The sequence below is a fragment of the Veillonella criceti genome, assembly GCF_900460315.1.
GTDB lineage: Bacteria > Bacillota > Negativicutes > Veillonellales > Veillonellaceae > Veillonella_A > Veillonella_A criceti.
In genome coordinates this window covers 978,487-1,003,094 of the sequence record NZ_UHIO01000001.1, presented here as the reverse complement: position 1 = coordinate 1,003,094, position 24,608 = coordinate 978,487, and the positions used below count along the sequence as shown (strand labels likewise).

Annotated in this window: 22 protein-coding genes; 19 read left to right on the top strand and 3 right to left on the bottom strand. The window is 41.1% G+C overall.

The features are described 5' to 3' along the window. The first annotated feature begins 23 nt into the window (after positions 1-23). The 10 genes from DYE54_RS04565 (at position 24) to DYE54_RS04520 (ending at position 11,917) form a co-directional block, all read left to right on the top strand. A complete protein-coding gene (locus DYE54_RS04565; protein ID WP_115310136.1) occupies positions 24-440 on the top strand; it encodes a DoxX family protein in 417 nt (138 codons plus the stop codon). Positions 441-638: 198 nt separating this feature from the next. Continuing rightward, positions 639-1,667 (top strand): uroporphyrinogen decarboxylase, encoded by a 1,029-nt coding sequence (gene hemE, locus DYE54_RS04560; protein ID WP_115310135.1) that lies wholly within the window; start codon positions 639-641, stop codon positions 1,665-1,667. A 10-nt stretch (positions 1,668-1,677) separates the two neighbouring features. Continuing rightward, entirely contained in the window at positions 1,678-2,601 is a 924-nt protein-coding gene (hemH, locus tag DYE54_RS04555; protein ID WP_115310134.1) for a ferrochelatase, read from the top strand. After that, the gene (hemG, locus tag DYE54_RS04550; protein ID WP_115310133.1) at positions 2,598-3,971 is read left to right on the top strand and encodes a protoporphyrinogen oxidase; all 1,374 of its coding nucleotides are present in this window, start codon (positions 2,598-2,600) and stop codon (positions 3,969-3,971) included. The genes hemH and hemG overlap by 4 nt, the downstream gene beginning before the upstream one ends. 27 nt (positions 3,972-3,998) lie before the next feature. Continuing rightward, on the top strand, positions 3,999-4,793 hold the full coding sequence (gene hemQ, locus DYE54_RS04545; RefSeq protein ID WP_245935689.1) for a hydrogen peroxide-dependent heme synthase: 795 nt from the start codon (positions 3,999-4,001) through the stop codon (positions 4,791-4,793). Positions 4,794-4,831: 38 nt separating this feature from the next. Further along, on the top strand, positions 4,832-5,968 hold the full coding sequence (locus DYE54_RS04540; RefSeq protein WP_115310131.1) for an AI-2E family transporter: 1,137 nt from the start codon (positions 4,832-4,834) through the stop codon (positions 5,966-5,968). 73 nt (positions 5,969-6,041) lie between these two features. Next, entirely contained in the window at positions 6,042-6,668 is a 627-nt protein-coding gene (locus DYE54_RS04535; RefSeq protein ID WP_172460557.1) for a PepSY domain-containing protein, read from the top strand. Between the two features lie 91 nt (positions 6,669-6,759). Continuing rightward, positions 6,760-10,425: a thiol reductant ABC exporter subunit CydD gene (cydD, locus tag DYE54_RS04530; protein WP_115310129.1), complete on the top strand. Its 3,666-nt coding sequence runs from the start codon at positions 6,760-6,762 to the stop codon at positions 10,423-10,425. Positions 10,426-10,502: 77 nt separating this feature from the next. Continuing rightward, on the top strand, positions 10,503-11,690 hold the full coding sequence (locus DYE54_RS04525; protein WP_115310128.1) for a hypothetical protein: 1,188 nt from the start codon (positions 10,503-10,505) through the stop codon (positions 11,688-11,690). A gap of 77 nt (positions 11,691-11,767) precedes the next feature. After that, entirely contained in the window at positions 11,768-11,917 is a 150-nt protein-coding gene (locus DYE54_RS04520; protein WP_115310127.1) for a YvrJ family protein, read from the top strand. Between the two features lie 81 nt (positions 11,918-11,998). Here DYE54_RS04520 and DYE54_RS04515 read toward each other — a convergent pair whose 3' ends face one another. The 3 genes from DYE54_RS04515 to DYE54_RS04505 form a co-directional block, all read right to left on the bottom strand. Then, positions 11,999-12,517, bottom strand: a complete 519-nt coding sequence (locus tag DYE54_RS04515; RefSeq protein ID WP_115310126.1) for a DUF805 domain-containing protein — start codon at positions 12,515-12,517, stop codon at positions 11,999-12,001. 225 nt (positions 12,518-12,742) lie between these two features. Further along, positions 12,743-13,255, bottom strand: a complete 513-nt coding sequence (locus tag DYE54_RS04510) for an ECF transporter S component (RefSeq protein WP_115310125.1) — start codon at positions 13,253-13,255, stop codon at positions 12,743-12,745. Between the two features lie 20 nt (positions 13,256-13,275). Then, positions 13,276-14,115: a pyridoxamine kinase gene (locus DYE54_RS04505; RefSeq protein ID WP_115310124.1), complete on the bottom strand. Its 840-nt coding sequence runs from the start codon at positions 14,113-14,115 to the stop codon at positions 13,276-13,278. A gap of 277 nt (positions 14,116-14,392) precedes the next feature. Here DYE54_RS04505 and DYE54_RS04500 point away from each other — a divergent pair, with 277 nt between their 5' ends. The 9 genes from DYE54_RS04500 to DYE54_RS04460 all read left to right on the top strand — a co-directional run bounded on the left by DYE54_RS04500 (position 14,393) and on the right by DYE54_RS04460 (position 24,599). Then, positions 14,393-15,325, top strand: coding sequence for an ABC transporter permease (locus tag DYE54_RS04500; protein ID WP_115310123.1), 933 nt, complete (start codon positions 14,393-14,395; stop codon positions 15,323-15,325). Continuing rightward, complete coding sequence (locus DYE54_RS04495; RefSeq protein WP_115310122.1) at positions 15,322-16,227, top strand: ABC transporter permease; 906 nt, start codon at positions 15,322-15,324, stop codon at positions 16,225-16,227. The genes DYE54_RS04500 and DYE54_RS04495 overlap by 4 nt, the downstream gene beginning before the upstream one ends. After that, positions 16,224-17,252, top strand: a complete 1,029-nt coding sequence (locus DYE54_RS04490) for an ABC transporter ATP-binding protein (protein ID WP_115310121.1) — start codon at positions 16,224-16,226, stop codon at positions 17,250-17,252. The genes DYE54_RS04495 and DYE54_RS04490 overlap by 4 nt, the downstream gene beginning before the upstream one ends. Beyond that, the gene (locus tag DYE54_RS04485) at positions 17,249-18,208 is read left to right on the top strand and encodes an ABC transporter ATP-binding protein (RefSeq protein WP_115310120.1); all 960 of its coding nucleotides are present in this window, start codon (positions 17,249-17,251) and stop codon (positions 18,206-18,208) included. The genes DYE54_RS04490 and DYE54_RS04485 overlap by 4 nt, the downstream gene beginning before the upstream one ends. A 29-nt stretch (positions 18,209-18,237) precedes the next feature. After that, positions 18,238-19,056, top strand: a complete 819-nt coding sequence (locus DYE54_RS04480; RefSeq protein WP_115310119.1) for a serine hydrolase — start codon at positions 18,238-18,240, stop codon at positions 19,054-19,056. A gap of 21 nt (positions 19,057-19,077) precedes the next feature. Then, positions 19,078-20,676 carry a peptide ABC transporter substrate-binding protein gene (locus tag DYE54_RS04475; protein WP_115310118.1) on the top strand — a complete coding sequence of 533 codons (1,599 nt, stop codon included), beginning with the start codon at positions 19,078-19,080 and terminating at the stop codon, positions 20,674-20,676. An 18-nt stretch (positions 20,677-20,694) separates the two neighbouring features. Continuing rightward, a complete protein-coding gene (locus DYE54_RS04470) occupies positions 20,695-21,639 on the top strand; it encodes a S66 peptidase family protein (RefSeq protein ID WP_115310117.1) in 945 nt (314 codons plus the stop codon). 15 nt (positions 21,640-21,654) lie between these two features. Further along, positions 21,655-22,893 (top strand): peptidase dimerization domain-containing protein, encoded by a 1,239-nt coding sequence (locus DYE54_RS04465; RefSeq protein ID WP_245935688.1) that lies wholly within the window; start codon positions 21,655-21,657, stop codon positions 22,891-22,893. Positions 22,894-23,042: 149 nt separating this feature from the next. Next, positions 23,043-24,599, top strand: a complete 1,557-nt coding sequence (locus tag DYE54_RS04460) for an ABC-F family ATP-binding cassette domain-containing protein (protein ID WP_115310116.1) — start codon at positions 23,043-23,045, stop codon at positions 24,597-24,599. Positions 24,600-24,608: the final 9 nt, after the last annotated feature.

Here is a 24,608-nt window from a genome sequence, read left to right as displayed (position 1 = left end):
ATAGAGGAGTTTGAAACAATTATATGAATTTTTTATTTCATAATTTATTTCGCTATCAAGATTTAGGCTTATTGTTTTATCGTATTGTATTTGGTCTATCTATGATGGCTCATGGCTATTTTAAATTTGCGGCAGGTGAACAAACTTTATACAATATTGGTCATACTATGGCTCAGTTCGGTATTCCTGATGGCTTTTTATTATTAGGTATGGCTGCTGCCGCCGCAGAATTATTAGGTGGTTTCTTAATTATTTTAGGTTTTTTAACTCGTTTAGGTGCTTTGCTTGTGGCTTTTACATTATTAATTGCTACGTATGCAGCCTTAGGTGGCGGTTTCTTTAAGTGGGATTACCCATCTCAAATGATGTTTGGGTCTATTATGCTTTTTATTGCTGGTCCTGGTCGGTATAGCGTGGACAGTGCATTTGCACGGCGGTAGCAGGAACTGACAGTTGGCAGACAATAGAACATTAGTCACAAAAGAGGTCGTATAGTGTTGCAACACTATATGGCCTCTTTTATGTTATAAATGAAATATTTACCTAAATTCGTGAAATTCATGGAAAAAAGTTTTCATTTGTCACCAGAAATGGTAAGATTAAGTATATACCTAGACTAGGAGAAAGAAGACTATCTCATGAATATGACATATTTACAAACAATCCGCGGGGAAAAAACAACTCATTGCCCTGTATGGTTTATGCGACAAGCTGGTCGCAGTCAAGCAGAATATCGCCGTATTAAGGAAAAATATTCCTTGTTCGAGATTACACAACAGCCGGAATTGTGTGCCTACATCACACGTTTACCGGTAGAAGAATATAATGTAGATGCTGCTATTTTATATAAAGATATTATGACGCCATTAGTCCCTATCGGTGTTGATGTAGAGTTAAAACCGGGGATTGGACCAGTTATTGGTAATCCAATTCGTACTGCTGAGGATATTGCGGCCCTACGTGCACTTGATATGGCAGAATCTTTACCTCATGTAATTGAAACCATTCGCATATTGACACAAGAGCAACTTGAAGTGCCACTCATTGGGTTTGGTGGCGCTCCCTTTACGTTAGCTAGTTATATGCTAGAGGGGGGGCCTTCTAAAACGTATCAAAAAACGCGACAAATGTTAGTGGCCCGTCCTGATTTATGGGATGCGCTAATGGTTAAGTTGACCGCCATGAGTATTGTCTACTTAGGTGCTCAAATTGAAGCAGGCGCTGGTGCTATTCAGATTTTTGATTCTTGGGTAGGTGCGGTGAGCGCTCGCGAGTATGAAACGCGGATTTACCCATTTATGAAGGAATTGATTACATCTTTGAAGGCAAAATATCCAACGACGCCGATTACTATGTTTGGGGTAGGTACGTATCATCTATTGCCATTATGGCGCACCTTACCACTTGATGTGATTGGTCTTGATTGGCGTTGCCCGATTGAAGATGCAAAAGCTATGGGCATTACGCAAGCGGTTCAAGGGAATTTAGATCCAGCGTATTTATTTGCCGATTGGTCAACGATTCAAAAAGAAATTGACCGCATATTAGCGGCAGGGGCGGTTCATGGCAAGCATATTTTTAATCTTGGCCATGGCGTGGTACCAGAAGCTAATCCGGAGGTACTCAAGCGGATTGTAACGTATGTACATGAAGTAACGAGTTGCTAGCGAGGACTAAATGAAACAAAAGATTGGTTTATTAGTAATGGCGTATGGTACGCCTGAAAAAGAGGCAGATTTAATGCCTTATTATACGAGCATTCGCCGTGGATATGCACCGACTGAGGAAGAAGTAGCCGTTTTAAAACGGCGTTATGAGGCGATTGGGGGATTGTCACCATTAGCTGATATTACAAGGGGACAGGCTGAACGATTAGTAAAACAGCTTAATGAGTCTAGTAACGATATAGAATATGAATTATTTGTGGGCCATAAACATATGGCCCCGTTCATTGAAGATGCAGTATCCTCTATGCATGAAGCGGGGATAACCGAAGCAGTGGCCATTGTAATGGCCCCTTATTTTTCAATGTTTGCTACGGCTTCGTATTTTGAACGGGCTAAGCGCCGTGCAGCCCGGTATGGTCTCATGATTAGCGAAGTAACCGCATGGAATGAGGAGCCAGAATTTTTGGCTTATTGGTGTAAAGCGCTTCAAGAGACATTAGACGTGGTGAAAGATAAGCAAGTCGGTGTAATTTTTACAGCGCATAGTTTGCCGTATCATGTAATTCATATGGGGGATACCTATCCGCAAGTTGTAGAAGCAACGGCTCATCATATTGCGGAGCAAGTGGGACTTACGCAGTATTCCATGGCTTGGCAAAGTGCTGGCGTTCGAGGGGACTGGCTGACTCCTGATGTGGCGGAAGTAACCCGTCAAGTGGCAAATTCAGTAGAGGCTATTGTATATGTTCCCATAGGCTTTGTATGTGATCACTTAGAAATTTTGTATGATAATGATATAGCGTGTAAAGCACTTTGTGATGAATTACAGGTAATGTATGAGCGTGTACCGATGCCAAATACAGATGAAACATTTGTAAAAGCTATGGCACAGGCAGTACGGCGAGTGCCAATAAAAGACGAGGTGACAGAATGAGTCGAATAGCTGTGATTGGTGGTGGCTTGACGGGGCTTACAGCAGCCTACTATTTAAGTCAAGCGAAACCGGATTGGCAAATTGATGTATTTGAACAAGAAAATCGATTTGGTGGAAAAATAAAGACTAAACGTGTCGATGGCTATGTGGTAGAAGTAGGACCAGATTCGTACTTAGCTCGCAAACAGTCCATGACAGATTTAATTAATGAATTAGGCTTAGGAGACACCATTGTAACTAATGCAACGGGTCAGGCTTTTATTTATGATCGTGGTGCTATGTATCCTTTACCAGGTGGGGCTATCGTAGGGATTCCTACAGAGTTTGTGCCATTTGCAAAATCTACTTTGCTATCTTGGCCTGGCAAAATTCGGGCTATGCAAGATTATTTCAAAAGTCCCTATCCGACTGAGGGTGATGTGTCGATTGGTGACTTTTTCAAATATCACCTGGGACAAGAAATGATGGACAAATTGATTGAGCCACTACTATCAGGGATTTATGGTGGCGATATTTATGAATTAAGCTTAGATGCGACGTTCCCAGAATTCCACAGCTTAGAACGGAAACATGGCAATATGGTCAAAGGAATGTTGGCGGCTCGTAAACAGCGGGCTAGTAGTCACATTAAGCCAAGCGGTCAATTTCGGCAGTTAACTGGCGGATTAGAATCTATTATTGATGCGTTGGTTGGTCAAATGCCTGCTAATGTGACGCTTCATAAGAGTACGCCCGTTACATCAATTGAAAAAACAAAACAGGGGTATGTACTGGGTGGTACTGTTAAGAGTCCATATAATGAGGTAATTATTACAACCCCGCCACAAAGCTATCAGGCGTGGTTTAGTGAAGATAAAAAATTTAGTGAACTTATGAATATGGACTTATCTTCTTGTGCGATTGCGGTCATGGCTTTTGATCGAGCTAACTTTGATGCATCTTTAGATGGGACCGGGTTTGTAATTACCCGCAAGAGTGAAACGCCATTGACAGCTTGTACATATATTACAGCTAAATGGCCTCAAACTACACCGCAAGATAAAGTGGTGCTTCGAGTATTCATGGGTAAGCCCGGTGATGATACGGTGCAACGCTTTAATGAAGATGAACTTAAAGCCTTGGCGATTCGTGAAATTCAGCGTATTATGAAATTTACGGCTACGCCAATTTGGGTAGAGTTAACGCGTCTTAATAAGAGCATGCCACAATATAAAGTGGGACATCGCGATTTGATTGGCCGTTTAAGAGATTATGCGGCTAAAGCATATCCTGGACTTCATATGATTGGCACGCCTTTTGATGGTGTAGGCATGCCTGATGGTGTGCGCCAAGCGCATGAATTAGTGCAACATATGGTGAATGAACGTTAAGTTTTAATATATTTTAAAGGAGGAATTATGATGAGCGAACAACATATGGGACAGGCTGGTCATGTTGGTCATGGTGAAGCAGCAAGTATTGATGAAAAAGCGATTTTAACCTATGAGGGTTGGTTTAGTATTCATGCGACCTACAAAATTAATTTTGAAAAATGGCAAGCTTGGGATACAGAACGTCAAATTAAAGCATTAGCAGAATTTAAAGCATTTATTGCCAAGTTAGAAGCTGGTCATCAAGCAGAAACTTCGAGCTATGCCTTATATAATGTGGCTGGTGGTAAAGGTGATATTTTAATTTGGTTCTTGCAACCAACGTTGGAAGAGGTAACCGCTAAAGAAATTGAACTTCGTAAATTGGCGATCGGTGCGGTATTAGAGCCAACGGCTTCCTTCGTATCGGTTATTGAAGTAAGTAATTATATGAAGACGGATATTAATCATCCTAAAGTACAAGCTCGTTTATATCCTCATATTCCTCGTTTAAAATATATGTGCTTCTATCCAATGAGTAAACGCCGTAATTTAGAAGACAATTGGTATATGACAGATCGAGCAGAACGGGGCCGTATGATGCGTTCTCATGGTCAAATTGGTAAAAAGTACGAAGAAACGATTAAAGAGTTTACTACAGGTGCTTGTGGCCTTGATGATTGGGAATGGGGCATTACTCTTATGTCAGATGATGCCGTTCAATTTAAGAAGATTGTTAATGAAATGCGTTTTGATGAAGTAAGTGCACGCTTTGGCCTTTTTGGACCATTTACAGTAGGTACCTTATTAGATGAAGAACGTTTACAAGCCCTATTTGCTTAATTTGAACACTAAAATATACTATGTAAGGAACGAGAAAAATGAGTTTTTTTAAAGAGTATAAATCGATTATTAGTCTAATCCTTTTGGGAGGCTTAGTATTTCTATTTACGATTAAATTTGACTCAGTGTTAGAAACTTTTCGAATGGGAATGGATGCTGTGATGCCACTCATTTGGGGGATTTTAATTGCATTTATTTTAAATATTATTGTGAAATGTTTTGAACGCATTTATTTCCCAACTAAAGTAAGTGGTTGGCAACATACTACTCGTCGGCCTGTTTGTGTAGTATTGGCGATTTTAACCGTCTTATTAGCTATTTTCCTAGTGGGGCGTATGGCGATACCACAATTAGTTCATTCGCTAGGAATTATTGTACAGGCTTTACCAGGCTTATATGATGAGTCATCTAAATGGGTAGATCAATTTATTAACAATACACCCTATATTTCAACATCTGGCGTTATGAATTCTATTTCTACGGAAAATGTAGTTGAACAATTACGCCAAGTAGGGGCTGATAGCGGTCGTTATATAATGAAGACTATGAGTGATACGGTGGAAATGGTCTTCAACTTTGTGATTGGCCTTATTTTCGCTATTTATGTGTTATTGGATAAAGAAGTGTTACGTCGTCAATTGGGGCGCGTTTCACGGGCTTATGGCAAAGAACATCGTATTAAAGGGTTTGTTCATGTATGGCGTGTAGCAAGTCAGGTGTTTAGTAGCTTTTTCATTGGGCAATTTTTAGATGCTTTAATTTTGGGTCTTATGGTGGGTGTTGGTTTATGGTGCTTTTCAGTACCGTATGCAATGACCATTGGTTGCGTAATTGGTTTAACCGCTTTAGTTCCTCTGTTAGGGGCGTATATCGGCGGATTAATGGGTCTTATTATGCTTTTATCTGTTAACATGATGGATGCGCTTATTTTCCTTATTATTCTTGTTGTTATGCAGCAAATTGAAGGGAATGTTATCTATCCTCGTATTGTAGGCAGTTCTGTAGGATTGCCCGGTATTTGGGTGTTTGCGGCGATTACGATTGGTGGTACGTTGTATGGGGTACCCGGGATTTTATTGAGTGTGCCATTGGCTGCGACTATTTATAAATTGATTAAAGAAGACGTAGATAAACGACTTGAACATAAGCCAGATAGTAATGAAACTTATATTTAAAATTGAGTTTTCATAAAACTCTATGGTATACTTAGAGAATAATGAAGTATGCACATATCCAGGAGGTTATTATATGAAAAAGAAATCATTCGCTAGTGTACTAGCTTGTGCATTTGCTGTAGGCGTAGCAGCTGTGGCGGTACCACAAGTTGCTGTAGCAGCAGACGTAAATCCAACGTTAACAATTGAAGGACCTAATCAGTCTATGGTTTTGTCCATGCGTCAGGTAGCTGGTATCTTTTTGGCGAAATATCCTAATTCTGCAGTTCACTCCATTACGTTGAAACCAGATCGTGGCCGTTTTGCGTATGAAGTAACAGGCTACACGTTGAAAAATACATATAAGATTTCTGTAGATGTTATTACGTCTAAGATTTTAAAAGAAGAAATTGATGGTAAGGAAAAAGATATTCCAAGTAAAGTTTTTAATCCATTAAATGTGATTGAACCTAAGAAAGCAGAAGCGGTAGCTGTAGCTAACATTGGTGGCGATGCTATTAGTAAAGGCTGGGAATTAGAAGCTGAAGAAGGTAAGGTAAAATATGAAGTTACCATTTACCATACGGATGAAAAAATGGGCCTTGTTGAGCAGGATGTATTGATTGATGCAACAACGGGGGATGTCATCACTAAAACATTACCTGAAAAAGTTGAAATTCCTGATGAAAATGATGATGGCTTTGTGCTTTGGGGCGATTAAGAGCTAATGTGATGGCTACTTAGTAGTTAGTAATGGTTGGGAAATGCACATTGTAAAATGTGCATTTCCTTTTTTATAATAGGAGGCTTTTGTGATAGTCAAAACCGCTCGTGAAGAGTTACTTCGGTTTAAGGGAAAGGCTATAGGGTTAGGGATTTTTAGTTTGCTAGGCACGTTTGGCATTGTAGGGCAAGCCTGGTTCTTTGCTGTATTGATTGAAAAAACATTTTTTGAAGGGCAACCATTGACGGCTGTATGGGGCACGATAAGTTGCCTATTACTTTCTATTGCTGTGCGTATGATAGCTACGTATTGTCAAGAACGAACGGCTGGACGGTTAGCTGTATTAGCTAAGCAGGATTTGCGCGAGAAAATTTGGCATCATTTATTAAAATTAGGACCTTTTACTGGCGAACGTCATGGTGATGTAGTCCATTTGATGACAGATGGTTTAGAAAGTGTAGAGGCTTATATTGCGCGCTACGTGCCACAAATGCTGTATGCTATGATGATTCCGTTGGTGATGGCTATTGCTATTATTGATGCTGCACCATGGGTAGCGATTATCTTGTTAATTACATTTCCATTGATTCCGTTCTTTATGATTTTGATTGGTAAAAAAGCAGAATCCATGAATAAAGAACAATGGGAACGTATGAGTTTTTTAAGTGGCCACTTTCTCGACGTATTACAAGGTATTGCTACATTGAAATTATTTGGTCGTTCTGAGGAACAAGTGGAGGTCATTGCTCGTTTATCCGCTGAATTTAGGGATTCTACTTTGCGAGTGCTTCGGGTTGCTTTTTTATCGGCCTTAGTTCTTGAATTAGTGAGTACTATTAGTACAGCGCTCATTGCTGTATATATGGGGATGGCCTTATTATATGGTCATGAAACGTTTCTTCCCGCTTTTTTTGTACTTTTGTTAGCACCTGAGTTTTATGCGCCATTACGTCAATTAGGCGCGGCTTTCCATACAGGTATGGCTGGGCAGGTGAGTTTAGCTAAAATTGATGATTTCTTAGCCATTCCCATTGAGGAACCTCCTACAGGCGTGTTAAATCCAGCCACGCATATAGAACAGGTGGTCTTTCAAGAGGTATCCTATGCGTATGGACAAGCGCCAAATACTGTTTGGGCCGTAGAAGATATTAATTTTACCTTACGTCGTGGTGAAGTAACAATGCTTGTAGGTGGTAGTGGCGCTGGCAAGAGTACATTAGCTCATTTATTATTGCGTCTTATGGAGCCAACTAAAGGAAAGATATTAGTTGATGATACGAATATCTTGGCGCTAGATAGTGAGGCTTGGCGAGATGCTGTTACCTTTGTACCACAACAACCTCATTTATTCCGTGGTACTTTACGAGACAATATTGTATTTGGCCAAGTCGTTTCAGAAGAAGACTTGCATAATGCTGTAGTAGCCGCTGAGGCAGAGGCGTTTGTAAATTCGTTACCACAAGGACTGGATACAATTATTGGTGAAGGGGGCTTAGGCCTTTCTGGAGGACAACGCCAACGTATAGCGATTGCGCGTGCCTTTTTAAAGCAATCTCCTATTTTAGTACTCGATGAAATAACGGCTCATTTGGATGTAGCAACGGAACGAAGTTTAGCCACTGCTCTGCAACGGTTAATGCAAGATAAAATTGTATTGCTCATCGGACATCGGGTACAAACGATGCGTTGGGCAGATACTTTATTAGTATTGAAAGAAGGACACTTAGTTGAAGCGGGCTCTTTTGAATCATTGGTTCAAAAGAAAGGCTATTTTAGTGAATTAGTGCGAGCTGGTCTTGGTGAGCCGCTTGGCGAAGAGGCAGACCCTACAGAGTACATAGAGTACACAGAACATATAGATACAGTGGTGCCAATAGACGATAAAACCGGTGAAGCGCAGGTAGTGAGTGATGTAACGAAGAATAGGAATTCTCTTGGTTCTAAGGGAACCCAACAATCTCAACAATCTCAACAGATTTTGGCGGATACTACTTCTGCTTGGGATTCGTTGCGACGCTTGTTTGCTGTATTAGGGCCTGCACGCAATTCTTTATGGTTAAGTTTGTTACTTTCATTTTTAACTGTTTTCATGAATGTGGGCTTATTGACTACGTCAGCGTGGTTAATTACGTCAGCTGCATTACGGCCTGAACTTGCTGCGCTAAGTTTATCCATTGTTGGGGTGCGTTTCTTTGGGATTAGCAGGGCTGTTTGTCGTTATGCAGAACGGTATGTATCGCATCATATGGCCTTTCAAGGGCTTTACGGCCTACGGGTTTGGTTTTACCAAAAACTAGAGCCCCTCATGCCGGCCGCTTTACACCGTCTTGGTTCGGGGGACATTTTGGGCCGTATTATGGCAGATATTGAAACATTACAATTTTTCTATTTGCGTGTTATTATACCGCCTGTAGGCGCTATATTACTTACAGGTATAGGCTTGTACTTCCTTAGCTTCTTTAGTTATTCATTGCTATGGTTATTAGGTGTAGCCTTTGTATTGGGCGCTGTAGGCATTCCCTTTTTAGTGTTTAAACATAATCAAGTGGCCACTGAAGCTGTTTTAGTTTCACGGAGTACTATTAAGGATACTATTGTGGAAAGTTTAGCTGGTATTATGGATATTATTACATATAAACAAGAACAGCGAGTTACTGAATTAGTAGAAGGGCAATTCGATGCATTGACAAAAGCGCAAAGTCGAGTGCACAGTGGTACTAATTTGGGTGATACCTTATTCCTTGGGCTGACACAATTGACCATGGTAGCAGGGGCCATTATTATGATTCCTTTGGCCCATGGTAGCCAACAGGCGGGGATTTTTATTGCTGTTGTTGCCATATCCTTACAGTCATATTTTGAAGCGTTAGGTCCTTTAACGATTGCTTGGTATCATGGGCGTGAAAGTTTGGCGGCTATGAAACGATTAGTCCAGCTGGCAGAACAAAAACCAGCTGTCGTTGAATCGGTAACTAATACTCAGGATAATAATCAGAAAATTGATGACACTAGTGTTAGCGCAGTAGGGCCAGTAGGGATTCGCTTAGATGATGTAAGTTTTGCTTATGATAGAGCGTATGTGTATCAGCATATGTCATTACAGATTAAAGCAGGCGAAAAAGTGGCTATTGTTGGGCCTAGTGGTTCAGGTAAAACCACTTTGCTTACCATGTTAGAACGATTTTATGATTATGAAGGCCATATTTATTTGAATGACTATGAATTGCGTCAATTACCCATAGCAAAAGCTCGTGAATACTATGGTGCTTTAACACAGGACACGTATTTATTCCACGCGACCGTAGAAGATAATATTCGCTTAGCAAAGCCAACGGCAACAGCAGAAGAACTGACAGCGGCTTTACAGTTTGCGGCCCTTACTGATTGGGTTAAAACTTTACCGCAAGGTATTAAAACAATCATTGGCAGTGGTGGCGCTGGTGTTAGTGGGGGTCAACGACAGCGACTTGCCTTAGCCCGTTTGTGGCTTCGGAATAGCCCCGTTTTATTATTGGACGAACCGCTAGAAGGGCTTGATCAAGTGGTACGTCAGGAATTGCAGACGTCGTTATATTCATTGATGCAAGGGAAAACGGTACTTTATATTACGCACCATTTAGCGGGTCTGGAACAGATGGATCGTATTTTATTTTTAGAAGCAGGTCAGATTATTGAAGATGGTTCCTATGATGAACTTATGGCTAAACAAGGTGCTTTTTATGCGTATCGTAAATTATCTATGGAAACGGTATAAGGGAGAAGAGTTCAAAAAACATACTTTATGTGGTATAATTGGAATGTTAACAACGTGCTAAATCCATAGGAGGCGTTATGAATAATCTAGTCACGCGATTATTGGAGATAGCAGAATCGATGACAGCTAGATCACGCAAGCAGGTTGATGAAACAACTGCTACGCCTGTGCCAGTTGAGTCAACGCCGTCGACACCTAGTGAGGTCGATTTATATGATCATCGCATTATCAATGTTGAAGAAGATGCGATTAATCGTATCCTCAAAGCACAATTGCGCAATCATTGGTTGTTTTATTCTGTTACATTTGAGTTTGAAGCTAATAATAAAGTGTATCTAGGGATTATTACTACCTTAGGTAACGTAATTACTATAGAATTTACCATTGAAGATTTATGGTTTGACGATTATGCGTCAAGTTTTTCAGTGAAACTAAATATGGCTGATGTCGATATGGGTGGTTTTATTTTAAATACCATTGTTCATTTATTGGGCAATTGGAGTTTAAGTTTATTAGGAACCTTCTTTAATCCATTTGAAATCGGCGATGATAGTTCGACGGTTCGTTTTGAAAAGAAAGGGATTATCCGCTTTGATTTAGCCCCTGATAGTCCGATTCGTCGATTGATTTCTTGGCCTAATCGTTGTCCAGAAGCAAAGGGCCCAGCCATTTTAATCAATGCCCGTACCGATCAGTCTGTATTGCGGTTGGAATACTATGCCTTTCGCGATGAAGTAGAAACCTATAATGTGCCAGAAGTACCGGTGAAAACAAGTTGGGTACGCTCTATTGATATGGCAGCCGCCTTACTGTTACCAATCGGGGTATGGATTAGTTTTATTATTCTTCATCATTATTTACCAACTGAAACGATTGAATTCTCTTTTTCTACATACTTCTTAATTTCGTTGGGGATTTTGTGTATCAGTTTTATTGTTATGAATATTCCTCGATATATTTATATGTATTTTGATTCGCGTAAGAAATGGCAGAGTGTTTTTGTTCATAATAATATCAAAATACAGATGCGTAAACTGCAGCGACGTATTTTAATCCAACAAGAAGCTTTAAAGAAAAACGGGAAAGAAGTGGATGAAAAAAGCCAAGCTAGTATTCGTGATTTATTACTACAAATTCGCGATAAACGATTCTTGGCACAACGCTTAAAGATGGCCGATGAAGATCGCGATCGCAAGCAAAAAATTAAATTTATTATAGCGTATATAGTTTGTACTTTATTAGAATGGATGCTACTGATTCGTTAATTATCCGTTAATAAAGTTAATCAATAAAGTTGACGGTGCCTCCTTGCTGGAATGTATAACAGTGAGGAGGTGTTTTTATGGAAGCAATTCTAACAGCCACGGCCAACTATGGTTTTCCTATGGTGGTAGCCGCCTATTTATTGATTCGGCTAGAGCACAAGATGGATTCCTTGAGTGCGTCTATTAATGAGTTGGTGTTTACCTTGAAAACATATGAGAGAAAGTAAGTAATAAAAAAAGGGCCCCTATGACCTGAGTTGCATGGCAACAATGGTCATAGGGGCCTTTTTTGTTGTAAGAGAGAATCGTCAGATCCTCTTTTTTACGATTTTCTTTTTTGGCCATAAGGCTACATCCCCATAGCGATTAGGTTTACCGCTCCCTGGGATAACGAGTAATACTAAATTAACAATCCAGATAATGACCATAAAGGCCGCGCTGGTAGATTTAATAGGTAAGTAGGGATAGGTAAACGCGATGAATATACACCAACAAATACCTACGATACCGTGAAGTGAAAAGTCTTGCACACGGCGCGCATAGAGCACATAGTACAATGATAAAATAATGGCATGCCCTAAGAAGGCCAATAGGCGGACACCCCAATAGGAAACTAAAATGACTACATTATTCATCATAGTACTGATGAGATTATTAAATAAGCTAACGACTAAAGTTAAGCCGATGAGACCAATTAAAAATTGGAGCCGATTAAGTCGCCCTTGGAGATATAATATTTTAATATTATGTACATAGCCCCAGCGTGTAATGGCAAAGGCAATAAGCCCCATTACAAAAGCTTGGCCTATATTAAATAAAACATCCATGAAATCTTCCTTTTCTAGTTTCTTCAATTTTATTATTATACCACGATACTATAGGATATGACTAGAAAAAATAAGTGGGAGATGAAGTGTAAAACGGCACAGGAGGGAGAAGCTCCTGTGCCGTTTTTGAGAGATAGGTTCCTAAAAGGAATGATACCAATATATTTATAAGTTTATACTATTGGTTTTTATACTATATGGTTTTTAATACTAATTTATTATTTATTATTTATGAATTACTTTGCGTAAGGCATTGACTAAGAAAAGCGCTACGATAATACCGACCCCACTTGTTAAGAATGTGGCTGGTAGACGGCTTACAGCAGCTGCAAAACTATTGAGTACATATTCCCAAGCGACAAAATATCCAAGAGCAGTCCAAATACTACCTACTAGCATAGCGAGTAATAAACGCATCCAAGTTGATTCACGGGCTTTGCGCGGATTAGGACGAAAGCCCACTACCATATAGCCCACAATGAGTCCGGAGAGCCCTTTGATTATAATAGAAAATAAAGTATAGGCAGAGTGGCCCATAACGAGATCAAAGAGACCCGATCCAATAGCACCTGCTAGGCCACCATAAAGACCACCAAATAAAGCGGCTATTGTAAAGAGGGCTGCGGAACCTAAGTGAACCATGGCACCAGTAGGTAAAGGGATTAAAAGGGTGGTAGCTAGCGCACAGAGAGCTGATAGCATACCAATATAAATAATATCACGAATAGAAAAATTCAAAGTGTGAGACCTCCTCAAACTTATTTAATTAACTGGCTCAAACGACCTAAGAGGCGTTCAAATAATAGTCCATCACGCATGGAGCCAATCGTTTCATGCGTATATTTAACTGCATCTGTTGTAAAGTTAGCGGCAATATTAGCACTTTCTAATGTATCGTAGCCTTGCATTAATGCACCGGTTAGAGCGGCGGTGAAAATATCTCCTGTACCGTGGGCTTTGACAGGAACTAACGTAGTGCTTACGATTTGTAAGTCGTCTGTTTCACCGTCATAGACAGCGACTACAGCTTCTGATTGATGAGGTACACCAGACATAATGACATGACGAGGCCCTAATTCGTGAAGTTCTTTACATAATTGGTGGATTTTAGCTTCATCAACTGTTTCTGGTTCATAAGCGTGACCTAAGAGGAAACTGGCTTCTGTATAATTAGGTTTAATAATATGAGCATGGGCAATGAGTTTACGCATTTCTTGCACCATCGTATCATTATATACAGCATAAAGTTTGCCATCATCGGCCATGGCAGGATCTACGATGATGAGTTTATTCTTACCGAAACGTTCAATCGCTTCGATTACAATATGAATTTGATCAGGGGAGGCTAAGAAACCACTTTGAATGGCATCAAAGGTAATATTATTTTTTTCCCAACAATCCATAAAAGGACGAAGGTGTTCTGAAAAATCAACCATTTCATAGTTTGGGTACTCCAAATGGTTACACAAAAGGGCTGTTGGAAATGGCACCGCTTGTGAGCCAAAGGCACTTAAGATTGGCATAGCGACTGTTAAAGAACAACGGCCGATAGAACTCATGTCTTGGATGGATAATACTACAGGTACTGGATTTTTCATGATATAACCTCTTTTCTTTTCATAGTTAGATAACTTAGTAGGTATTAAGTAGTTTTGTTGATTTAACTATGTTATATTTCGTTTGTCTGACACCTATTGTAAAAAATAAAGTGTCATATGTAAATATACAGAATTTTTATTTTAGATAGGACAGATGGAACTTTGTTTATATATGTATACAGAACACATGCTTTACATTCTATATTCTGTCATAGGAAATCAGGCAGACTCGTGTATAATAGATATATACATCTTATCAAATAAGGAGAGTGATTATGTGGGTACCTATTTACTAAAACGTTTGATAGGGGCCGTAGTGGTTATGTGGGCGATTATTACGATTACATTTATGCTCATGCATGCCATTCCTGGTGGTCCTTTTACAGAAGAGAAAAAATTGCCACCACAGATTAAAGCCTCTATTGAAGCAACGTATCATTTGAATGATCCTGTATGGCAGCAGTACACTGATTATATGAAACATGTTGTGCAATTAGATTTAGGCCCTTCTTATAAGTATTTAGGGCGCTCGGTGAATGATATTATAGGGGAATCCTTCCCCGTGTCAGCTCAATTAGGCTTAGGGGCTCTTTTATTTGCTGTGATTGGTGGCGTAACGGCGGGGATTGGTAGTGCCTTAAAGCCCAATACTTGGCTTGATTATATAATTACTTTTGGTTCTACGCTAGGTATATCTGTGCCAACATTTATCATAGGTGCTGTATTGGTATATTGGCTTGGTTTTGTGTGGCCTATATTTCCTGTTGCGTTGTGGAAAGGTCCGGCTTACATGGTGTTACCAATTTTGACACTAGGGGCACAACCGATGGCTTTTATTGCTCGTTTAACGCGGGCTACCATGTTAGATGTGTTACAACAGGAATATATTAAAACCGCCCGCGCAAAGGGGTTAGCTAATCGTACTATTATTTTGAAACACGCTTTAGGGAATGCTATTTTGCCAGTTCTTACCTACTTAGGGCCGTTAGCAGCGGCTTTGTTGACAGGGAGTTTTATTGTAGAAACAATATTTGCCATTCCTGGTCTTGGGAAATATTTTGTTACGTCTATTTATAATCGTGATTATACTGTTATTTTAGGTGTGACTATTTTTTATAGTGCTTTAGTAGTAGGTTTTAATTTACTGGTTGATTTAATATACCCATTAGTGGATCCCCGAGTAACGATGGAAGAGGAGGAAACGCCATGAGAGCTGTTGATGATTTTTTACCATTAGCGCCGACGGCCGTAGTGACTGAAACGGCGTATCGTCCACGACCTAATGCTTGGCAACGCTTAAAAGAAAATAAGTTAGCGTTAGTAGGTCTATTTATTATTATATGTATGTTGCTGTTGGCCTTGATTGGACCCTGGTTATCACCGTATACCTATGCGGATCAAAATTTAGCACAAGCAAATCAAGGGCCGTCGAGTGAACATTGGTTTGGTACGGACACATTGGGGCGTGACTTATATATACGTGTTGTATATGGGGCGCGTATCTCTTTAGCCGTAGGCTTTGTGGCAGCGGCCATTAATTTAGTCATTGGCGTTATTTATGGTAGCGTAGCCGGATTTTTCGGTGGGAAAGTTGACCGTTTGATGATGGGCTTTGTAGATATATTATATGGCATACCTTTATTGCTATATGTCATTTTGCTCATGGTTGTTTTGTCGCCTGGTTTAACATCTATTTTTATTGCGCTAGGAATTGCGTATTGGCTGACTATGGCACGTATTGTTCGAAGTCAAATTGTGACATTAAAAAATGAAGAATATGTATTGGCGGCTCGTTCTATGGGGGTACCAGCTTGGCGAATTTTATTCCGTCACATGCTGCCTAATTGTGTAGGGCCTATTATTATAACTATGACTTTGGCAATTCCAGAAGCTATTTTTACGGAAGCTTTTTTGAGCTTTATTGGTCTTGGCGTAAACGCACCAATGGCGAGTTGGGGTGTTTTAGCTGCTGAAGGGATTAATTCTATGCGGTCCTATCCGTTTCAACTGATTGCGCCTGCTTTAGCGATTGGGATTACTATGCTTGGATTTACCTTCTTTGGTGATGGATTGCGTAATGCATTAGATCCAAAAGGGGAGGTGAAACGATGAATACAGCTATTAAAGAGCATGCGCTAGAGCAGCGTTATTTAAGTAAGCGAGAATCACCTTTAGTGAAATTAGAAAATTTACAAGTGACATTTCATACTTTTGCAGGGCCTGTACCAGCGGTACGTGGTGTATCACTCGTGGTACAACCAGGTGAGGTCGTTGGCTTGGTTGGTGAATCTGGCTGTGGTAAATCGGTTACGTTACAATCTCTAATGGGTTTGTTACCAGCGGATAGAGCCACTGTGTCAGTGGATTCGCTAACGGTAGCCGGTGAGAATTGTACAAAGTATAAAGAATCGCAATGGCGAGTGCTTCGAGGTACTACTGTAGCTATGGTGTTTCAAGACCCGATGACTGCACTCAATCCTATTTTGTCGATTGGTAGACAATTGAAAGAAGCGATTCGCTTAGGGGCTAAACGGCATAATACGGTGGTTGCTAATGAGGATGCGGTAGCGTTAGAATTGTTACAAAAAGTAGGTATTGCTGATGCGGCGCGTCGTTTAACGCAATATCCTCATGAATTGAGTGGTGGTATGCGCCAGCGTGTGGTTATTGCTATGGCTTTAGCTGGTCGGCCTACATTATTGCTTGCCGATGAACCAACGACAGCTCTTGATGTGACAACGGAAGCACAGATTTTATTACTGTTGCAAGATTTAGTAAAAACAGAGCATATGGGCTTGTTAATTATTTCTCATAACTTGCGCGTTATTGCCCAATTGTGTGATCGAATGGCGGTTATGTATGCTGGGCAAGTGGTTGAAACAGGGACGGTAGCAGATTTATTAGGAAATCCAAAACATCCGTATTTACAAGGCTTGTTACGGTCTTTGCCAACGAAGGAAACCACAACTTTACAAGCGATAGGTGGACAACCACCTGATATGTTTAGCTTGCCGACAGGTTGTGCGTTTCATCCTCGTTGTAATCAAGCTATGCGAATTTGTGCACGTGAAATTCCTTCATTGACTGACGGTGTACGCTGTTGGCTTCAGGCAGAGAAAAAGGCGGTGAATGTATGAATATTTGGGAAACAGAGAATTTAACCAAGCATTTTACAGTTCGGCGCGGCCTTTTGAAGCAACATCGTCAAATTGTGCGTGCTCTTGAAGGCGTATCATTACAGCAAAAGGCCGGTGAAACTTTAGGCTTAGTAGGAGAATCTGGTTGTGGTAAATCTACGTTTGGTCGTACCTTGATGGGTTTATATCCTAAAACTTCAGGGCGCCTTATCGTAGCGGGGCAAGAGATTCAAGGCAAAGCGGATCAACAACATGTGCTCAACCATATTCAGATGGTGTTTCAAGATCCTTACGCTTCTTTAAATCCACGGATGACAGTACGACAAAGTTTACTAGAACCCTTAACTGTGCGAATGGCTATGGGGAGGGCTCTTAGTGAAGGCGATAAGCGCGCAAAAGTGGAGGCTGTATTAGAACAAGTAGGCCTTACCAAAGCGCAGGGTGAACGGTATCCACATGAATTTAGTGGTGGCCAACGACAGCGAATTGGGATTGGCCGTGCTTTAATTAGTGAACCGCAGTGTATCATCTGTGATGAACCTATTTCGGCGCTTGATGTGTCTATACAAGTACAAATTGTCTCTCTCTTAGAACGGTTACAAGCAGAACAGGGCATTAGCTATGTTTTTATTTCTCATGACTTAAATATGGTTCGCTATGTAAGTCAACGAATTGCGGTTATGTATTTAGGTAGCATTGTGGAAGAAGGGCCGACAAAGGCTGTATATGAAACGCCATTACATCCCTATACACAGGCTCTTATTTCATTAAATGCGCCTTTGGCACCACATATGACGATTGGACCAGTATTAACGGGCGAAGTGCCAAGTCCATTAATGACAGTAAGTGGCTGTCCATTTGCTTCACGTTGTCCTGAAAAAATGCCGGAGTGTGAAGAGGATAAACCACCACTTGTCGTTCGAGGACAACAAAAAGTGGCCTGTTGGCGACGTTAGCAAATATGGTGTGAAGATAGGATATATATATGGAAAAAATATTAGCTGGTAAAGGATTAGAAGTTGGTTTAAATACATTAATTGAAGAACTGGCGCCTACGGGACACATCTCATACTTGGTTGTTCGCTTTGATGAGGAGGCACCTATGGCTGAAGTAGCTGGTCGTGGCCTACAGATGATTCATGCCAGTGCGAGTATGATTAAAGTACTCATTATGGCTACTGTTTTTAGTAAAGCTATGGCAGGGACATTGAATTTGCAAGATACCATAGGGTTACGAGATAGGCCACGAGTATGGGGCGGTGGTGCTTTGCAAGAGTTGGACATGCATCATCGTTTCACTTATTTGGAATTGTGTCGTCTCATGATGGTACTTAGTGATAATTGGGCGACGAATTTATTGATTCATCATATAGGTATGGAGACAGTTAATGAATTTGCTCATTCACTCGGTTTAAAAGATACACAGCTTACACGCTATATGATGGATGAGATGGCCCGTACAGAAGGCCGCGAAAATGTGATGACAGTCCTTGATTTGATGGTGCTATATGAGTATATTTACAGACAACGTGAAACGGGGCCGTTAGGCCATGAGATGTGGCAACTATTAGGGCGTCAACAATTTCGTGATAAATTGCCGTTTTATTGGGGGGAAGAGGTTATTTTTTATCATAAAACAGGTGTATTAGATAATGTAGAACATGATGGTGGTATTTTGCCTTTGGTAAAAGGAACCTTTGGCATGATTGTGTTTATTTCAGGAGTACCTAATACGGACGGCATTCATTTAGGTGCTAAGATGGGGTATATGATAAAAGATTTTTTAGAAAATAAGCTGCCTTAGGGCTAGCGTGAGGAGTTGTGTATGAAACGACTGGGCATATATAGTGTACTGCTTATATTAATATTGAGTTTAACGCTAATGGCGGGATGTAGTCGCAGTGGTGAAACGATACCAGCTGATACGTTGCGCTATGCATTGGAGCAAGAGCCATCCACCTTAGATCCAGCTAAATCCTCTACGTTGCCTGAATCAACGGTAGAATTAGCAATCTTTGAAGGTCTCACTCGATTGAATGATAAAGACATGCCTGAACCGGCTATGGCGGAGTCATGGACTATGTCTTCGGATGGGCTGGTGTATACGTTTAAAATTCGTTCTGATGCAAAATGGTCTGATGGCAAACCCGTTACGGCTAAGGATTTTGAATATGCTTGGAAACGCGCACTCAATCCAACGGTGGCGGCCAATAATGCCTATATGTTATATGTGCTAAAGAATGGTGAAGCATATAATACAGAAAAAGCGAGTGCTGATGAGGTAGGTGTAAAGGCTATAGATGATTATACATTAGTTGTTACTTTAGAGGCACCAGCCCCTTATTTCTTGGGGCTTACGGCGTTTCATGCGTATTATCCAGTGCGCGAAGATATTGTGGAAGCAGCCCCAGATACTTGGGCGACAAATGCAGACACTTTGATAGGGAATGGGCCTTTTAAGCTGGTGAAATGGCAACATAGTTCAGAATTGCAGTTTGTAAAAAATGAACAATACTGGGATGCGAAAGCGGTTCGGTTGACGGCGATGGAGTGGCCTATTAGTGAGTCTCAAAGTACGCGCTTAACGCTTGTAGAAGGGGGCGCCGCTGATATTATGGTCGAACCACCTGTGGCGGACCAAGAACGTTTGGCAGGGCTTGGCCTTTTTAAAGTAGCGCCATCACTGGGTACCTATTATTATGTATTTAATGTAACGGCGCCACCTTTTGATAATCCCTTGGTGCGCAAAGCCTTCTCTATGGTCATTGACCGCAAAGTTATTGTAGATACGATTGTTCATGGCGGTAAAACTCCAGCTTATGCGTTTGTGCCAACGGGATTGATTGATGAGGCAACCGGACAGGATTTTCGTCAAGCAGGTGGCTCCTTAGTCTCTTATAACGTGGCGGAGGCTAAACGCCTATTGCAAGAGGCTGGTTATGGACCTAATAAGCCATTGCCACCAGTGACAATTTTGTATAATACTAATGAAATGCATAAGGCGATTGCTGAGGCTGTGCAGGCTATTTGGCAAAATGAGTTAGGTGCTACCATTTCTTTGCAGAATCAAGAAACAAAGGTTTTTATGGCGAATCGTGAAGAAGGTCATTATCAAGTGGCGCGGGCTTCTTGGATTGGTGACTATGTAGATCCGCAGACTTTCTTAGATGTGTTTTCTGATGAAGCCAATGATGCTCAATATCATAGTGAGGCTTACACAGCTTTGATGAATCGAGTACATAATACGACGGATTTGAAACTGCGTAGTCAGTTGATGCATGAAGCGGAAGCAATGATATTAGATGAGGCTTTAGTGTTGCCTATCTACTTCACGACAACTCCGTATGTAGTGCGTGATACGATTGATGGCTTCTTCTGGTCAAGTTTGGGGACAGTGGATTTTAAACAGGCGTATCGAAAGTAAATTTAGTAGGAGTTTTACATGGATTGGATAGTACCTAAACGGATAGTACCAGGGATGACGTTAGCTTTTACGGCGCCAGCTTCAGCGGCGCAAGAGGATTTAGATCAATTAGAAAAGATAGCAGTTCAACGAGGCTATAAGGCAATCTTTGGTGCTAGTTGTTATCGACAAGGCTTGTATGGAGGGTCACCAGAAGAGCAGGCACAAGAATTTAATACTTTGATGACCGACTCTCTCTGTGATGCAGTGATTGCCTTACGTGGTGGCTATGGCTCTGTTCGGTATTTGCATTTATTAGATTATGCAGGGATTCGTAAGGCGCATAAGCCCTTTGTAGGATATAGTGATTGTACGGCATTGCATTGTGCTATAGGCCGTTATAGTCGTTTAGTGACTTATCATGGTCCTATGGGCGTCGATTGGCTAAAATCAGATCGTGAAACAGATATAAATCATCTTTTTGATTTATTAGAAGGCCGTACGTCGGTAATTGAACCTTTGTTAGCGCCCCCACGAGGTTTTATTGGGGCGACTATGGAAGAAGGTCGTCTATTAGGTGGTAACTTAGCTATGTTATGTAGTTTAGGTGGTACGCCGTATGCACCACTGATGGAAGACTGGTCTGATGCTATTTTATTGCTTGAAGATATTGGTGAACCACCGTATAAAATTGACCGTATGTTACAGCAACTTCGTTGGCAAGGTATTTTAGCGCAGGTGAAGGGCGTGGCTTTGGGAACGTTTACAAATTGTGAAGGCGATCCTGATGAAGCGACTTATGAAATAGGCGCCCATGTGCTTGATTATATGTTGACTGGACGTTTAGAAGAGGCACCAGAGCCTTTTGTATGTTATGTGCCAACAGGTCATGGTATGCCTCATTGGGCGTTGCCTTTAGGCGCTTATGTGAGCTTTCGCGCCGTGTCCAATACATTAGTTGTTTTTCCCTATTGTGAAATGTAAAGGAGTTAATAGTTCATGGTGATGAAACGAGAACTTTCACTAGCTATTCGTGAGCAAATGCTCCGACAAGCTATTAGTGGGGCAGAACAAGATTTAGTTGAATTGGCTACTTATTTGCATGAGAATCCTGAAATAGGTTTAGAAGAGCACAAAGCAGTCGCTGCGATTAAGAATTTGCTTGCTGATTATGGCTTTGAAGTCATTGTTGATGTGAGTAGGGGGCGTATTCCTGAATTAGCAACATCCTTGCGGGCGGATAAAGGTGAATTTGTAACTACTGAAGGTGACTTGGTGGAAACTGATTTTTCTGGTGCCGTGCCAATGGTGACAAGTTCAGCGCCGTATAAAATGGCATTTTTAGGTGAATATGATGCGCTACCTGGCCTGGGGCATGGCTGTGGACATAACTTGATTGCCGCTATGAGTGTTGGAGCGGCTATCGGTTTTGCAGCCGCTGTACCAGAGGCATTGACGACTTTCTTTGGTTGCCCTGCAGAAGAAACGGTAGGGGGGAAAGTGTTTATGGCTGATGCTGGTATTTTTGAAGGGTATCAAGGTGCCTTGCTTACCCATCCTGCTGATGTGAATGAATTAGGTGGTTCTTCGCTGGCTAGTCATCCTTTAGAGGTCATGTTTCAAGGACGGACGGCTCATGTAGCCGACTTGGAAAATCGAGGTGTGAATGCTCTCGATTGTGCTGTAGCTTTATATAGTGAAGTGAATCGTTTAAAAGCAAAGTGGGGACCTGATGTGGTAATCGGGCAGATTTTTACAGAAGCGGGTGAAGCCCCTAATATGATTCCTGAGAGAGCGACCTTGCATATGACCGTACGTTCTCATACAGTAGAGTTTTTAGAAGATACTGTATTGCCTGCTATTAAATTAGCAGCGCAAAGAGTGGCTGAAGAACGAGGGGCGATTGTTAAGTGTCGTCATTATGAGCCTCTGTTTAAAGATTTGCGTGAAGATGGAGTTTGGCGTGAATTGGCTAGTGAGGTCATGACGGAATGGGGGGCAAGGCCAACGATTTTATCTGATGATGTAGCGGAAGGCAGTACCGATATGGGGAATGTATCTCATGTTGTACCAACGGTACAATTAACATTGGCTATTGGTGAACATATGGGCTTGCATACGCCTGAGTTTGCTAGGGCTACTGGATCAGCAGCTGGTTTGGCAGCGATTCAAAAAGGGGCTCATATTATGGCCATTATGGCACTTCGTCATTGGTGGCAATATGGCCGCAAATCATGACCTTTAGACTGACCTATTATGAGCGAAAGTAATGATTAAAGTTGGTATTTTTGACATACCTATGAAATAAAGGTAAAATATAATATGGTTAATAAAGCCGTCTGTTTCAGGCGGCTTTTACATTAGAGATACGTGTTGGGAGATGACTGATGAGTGTATTAACAGTGTCCCATGTGACGCATGGATTTGGAGCCCGTCAAATCTTAGATGACGCTTCATTCCGTTTGTTAAAAGGCGAACATGTGGGTTTGATTGGTGCTAATGGTGAAGGTAAGTCCACGTTTTTAAATATTATTACAGGCAAGATTTTGCCCGATGAAGGAACCGTTGCTTGGTCTAATAAAGGAACGGTAGGCTATTTAGATCAACATAGTGTATTAGCTGAAGGACAGACCATTCGCGATGTGTTGCGTGATGCGTTTAGCGATTTATTTGATTTAGAAGCTCAGTTGCAAGCTGCTTATAATGAAATGACCGATTGCGATGAGGCACATATGAATGAATTGCTAGAGAAGACGGGCGAGTGGCAGGAAGAATTAGAACAACGTGGTTTCTATGAAATCGATGCTACTATTGAACGGACAGCGCAAGGGTTAGGCCTAGTAGACATAGGGCTTGATCGGTTGGTTAATGAATTAAGCGGTGGTCAGCGAACTAAAGTATTATTGACTAAGTTATTATTGCAAAAGCCAACTATATTATTATTGGACGAACCAACTAACTATTTAGATGTAGAACATATTGCGTGGTTGCAAGCGTATTTGCAGTCCTATGAAAATGCGTTTATTCTCATCTCTCATGATATGGAATTTTTAAATTCGGTAGTCAATGTTATTTATCATATTGAACAAGCTCAGTTGACGCGATATACAGGAAATTACGAACAATTTTTGGCAGCTTATGAAGTGCAACGAGCACAGGCAGTAAAGGCGTATGAACGACAACAACAAGAAATTGCTCGTATGGAAGATTTTATTCAGCGTAATAAGGCGCGCGTAGCGACCCGTGGCATGGCAAACTCCCGAGCGAAACGACTAGAAAAGATGGATTTATTGGAAAAACCAAAAGTTCATTTGGAAGTATCTTTTGGTTTTAAAGAAGGCCGTACACCAAGTCGTTTTATTGTTACGAGTGAAGACTTAGTACTGGGCTATAATGAGGCTCTAACAAAACCGGTAAAGGTTTCCTTAGAGCGTGGCCAGAAAGTGGCGGTCCGTGGTGTGAATGGGCTAGGTAAGACAACGCTTTTAAAAACGTTACTGGGGTTAATACAGCCTTTTGCAGGGACGGTTGAACGGGGCGATTTCTTGCAAGTTGGTTATTTTGAACAAGAAGATAGTGCTCATAATGATATGACAGCACTCGATTATATTTGGAATGCGTATCCTGCGATGACGAATGCTGAAGTTCGTGCAGCTTTAGCACGGTGTGGCCTAACGAATGAGCATATTACAAGTCAAATGCGTGTGTTATCCGGTGGTGAGAATGCCAAGGTAAGGCTTTGTAAGCTTATGCAGGAGTCGTATAATGTGTTGGTTTTAGATGAACCGACGAATCATTTAGATGTGGCAGCTAAGGAGGAATTAGCTGACGCTCTACGTCGTTTTAAAGGAACGGTTTTATTGGTAAGCCATGAACCCGAATTTTATCGCTCCTGGATTACTCATGAGTGGAATGTAGAGGATTGGACCACTAAAATCGTATAGGAGGTCTTG

What these genes read in the sequence shown, in the direction of transcription:
- DYE54_RS04565 (WP_115310136.1), top strand. Translation starts at nt 24, where the DNA reads ATGAATTTTTTATTTCATAATTTATTTCGCTATCAAGATTTAGGCTTA.
- hemE (WP_115310135.1), top strand. Translation starts at nt 639, where the DNA reads ATGAATATGACATATTTACAAACAATCCGCGGGGAAAAAACAACTCAT.
- hemH (WP_115310134.1), top strand. Translation starts at nt 1,678, where the DNA reads ATGAAACAAAAGATTGGTTTATTAGTAATGGCGTATGGTACGCCTGAA.
- hemG (WP_115310133.1), top strand. Translation starts at nt 2,598, where the DNA reads ATGAGTCGAATAGCTGTGATTGGTGGTGGCTTGACGGGGCTTACAGCA.
- hemQ (WP_245935689.1), top strand. Translation starts at nt 3,999, where the DNA reads ATGATGAGCGAACAACATATGGGACAGGCTGGTCATGTTGGTCATGGT.
- DYE54_RS04540 (WP_115310131.1), top strand. Translation starts at nt 4,832, where the DNA reads ATGAGTTTTTTTAAAGAGTATAAATCGATTATTAGTCTAATCCTTTTG.
- DYE54_RS04535 (WP_172460557.1), top strand. Translation starts at nt 6,042, where the DNA reads ATGAAAAAGAAATCATTCGCTAGTGTACTAGCTTGTGCATTTGCTGTA.
- DYE54_RS04525 (WP_115310128.1), top strand. Translation starts at nt 10,503, where the DNA reads ATGAATAATCTAGTCACGCGATTATTGGAGATAGCAGAATCGATGACA.
- DYE54_RS04520 (WP_115310127.1), top strand. Translation starts at nt 11,768, where the DNA reads ATGGAAGCAATTCTAACAGCCACGGCCAACTATGGTTTTCCTATGGTG.
- DYE54_RS04515 (WP_115310126.1), bottom strand. Translation starts at nt 12,517, where the DNA reads ATGGATGTTTTATTTAATATAGGCCAAGCTTTTGTAATGGGGCTTATT.
- DYE54_RS04505 (WP_115310124.1), bottom strand. Translation starts at nt 14,115, where the DNA reads ATGAAAAATCCAGTACCTGTAGTATTATCCATCCAAGACATGAGTTCT.
- DYE54_RS04495 (WP_115310122.1), top strand. Translation starts at nt 15,322, where the DNA reads ATGAGAGCTGTTGATGATTTTTTACCATTAGCGCCGACGGCCGTAGTG.
- DYE54_RS04490 (WP_115310121.1), top strand. Translation starts at nt 16,224, where the DNA reads ATGAATACAGCTATTAAAGAGCATGCGCTAGAGCAGCGTTATTTAAGT.
- DYE54_RS04485 (WP_115310120.1), top strand. Translation starts at nt 17,249, where the DNA reads ATGAATATTTGGGAAACAGAGAATTTAACCAAGCATTTTACAGTTCGG.
- DYE54_RS04480 (WP_115310119.1), top strand. Translation starts at nt 18,238, where the DNA reads ATGGAAAAAATATTAGCTGGTAAAGGATTAGAAGTTGGTTTAAATACA.
- DYE54_RS04475 (WP_115310118.1), top strand. Translation starts at nt 19,078, where the DNA reads ATGAAACGACTGGGCATATATAGTGTACTGCTTATATTAATATTGAGT.
- DYE54_RS04470 (WP_115310117.1), top strand. Translation starts at nt 20,695, where the DNA reads ATGGATTGGATAGTACCTAAACGGATAGTACCAGGGATGACGTTAGCT.
- DYE54_RS04465 (WP_245935688.1), top strand. Translation starts at nt 21,655, where the DNA reads ATGGTGATGAAACGAGAACTTTCACTAGCTATTCGTGAGCAAATGCTC.
- DYE54_RS04460 (WP_115310116.1), top strand. Translation starts at nt 23,043, where the DNA reads ATGAGTGTATTAACAGTGTCCCATGTGACGCATGGATTTGGAGCCCGT.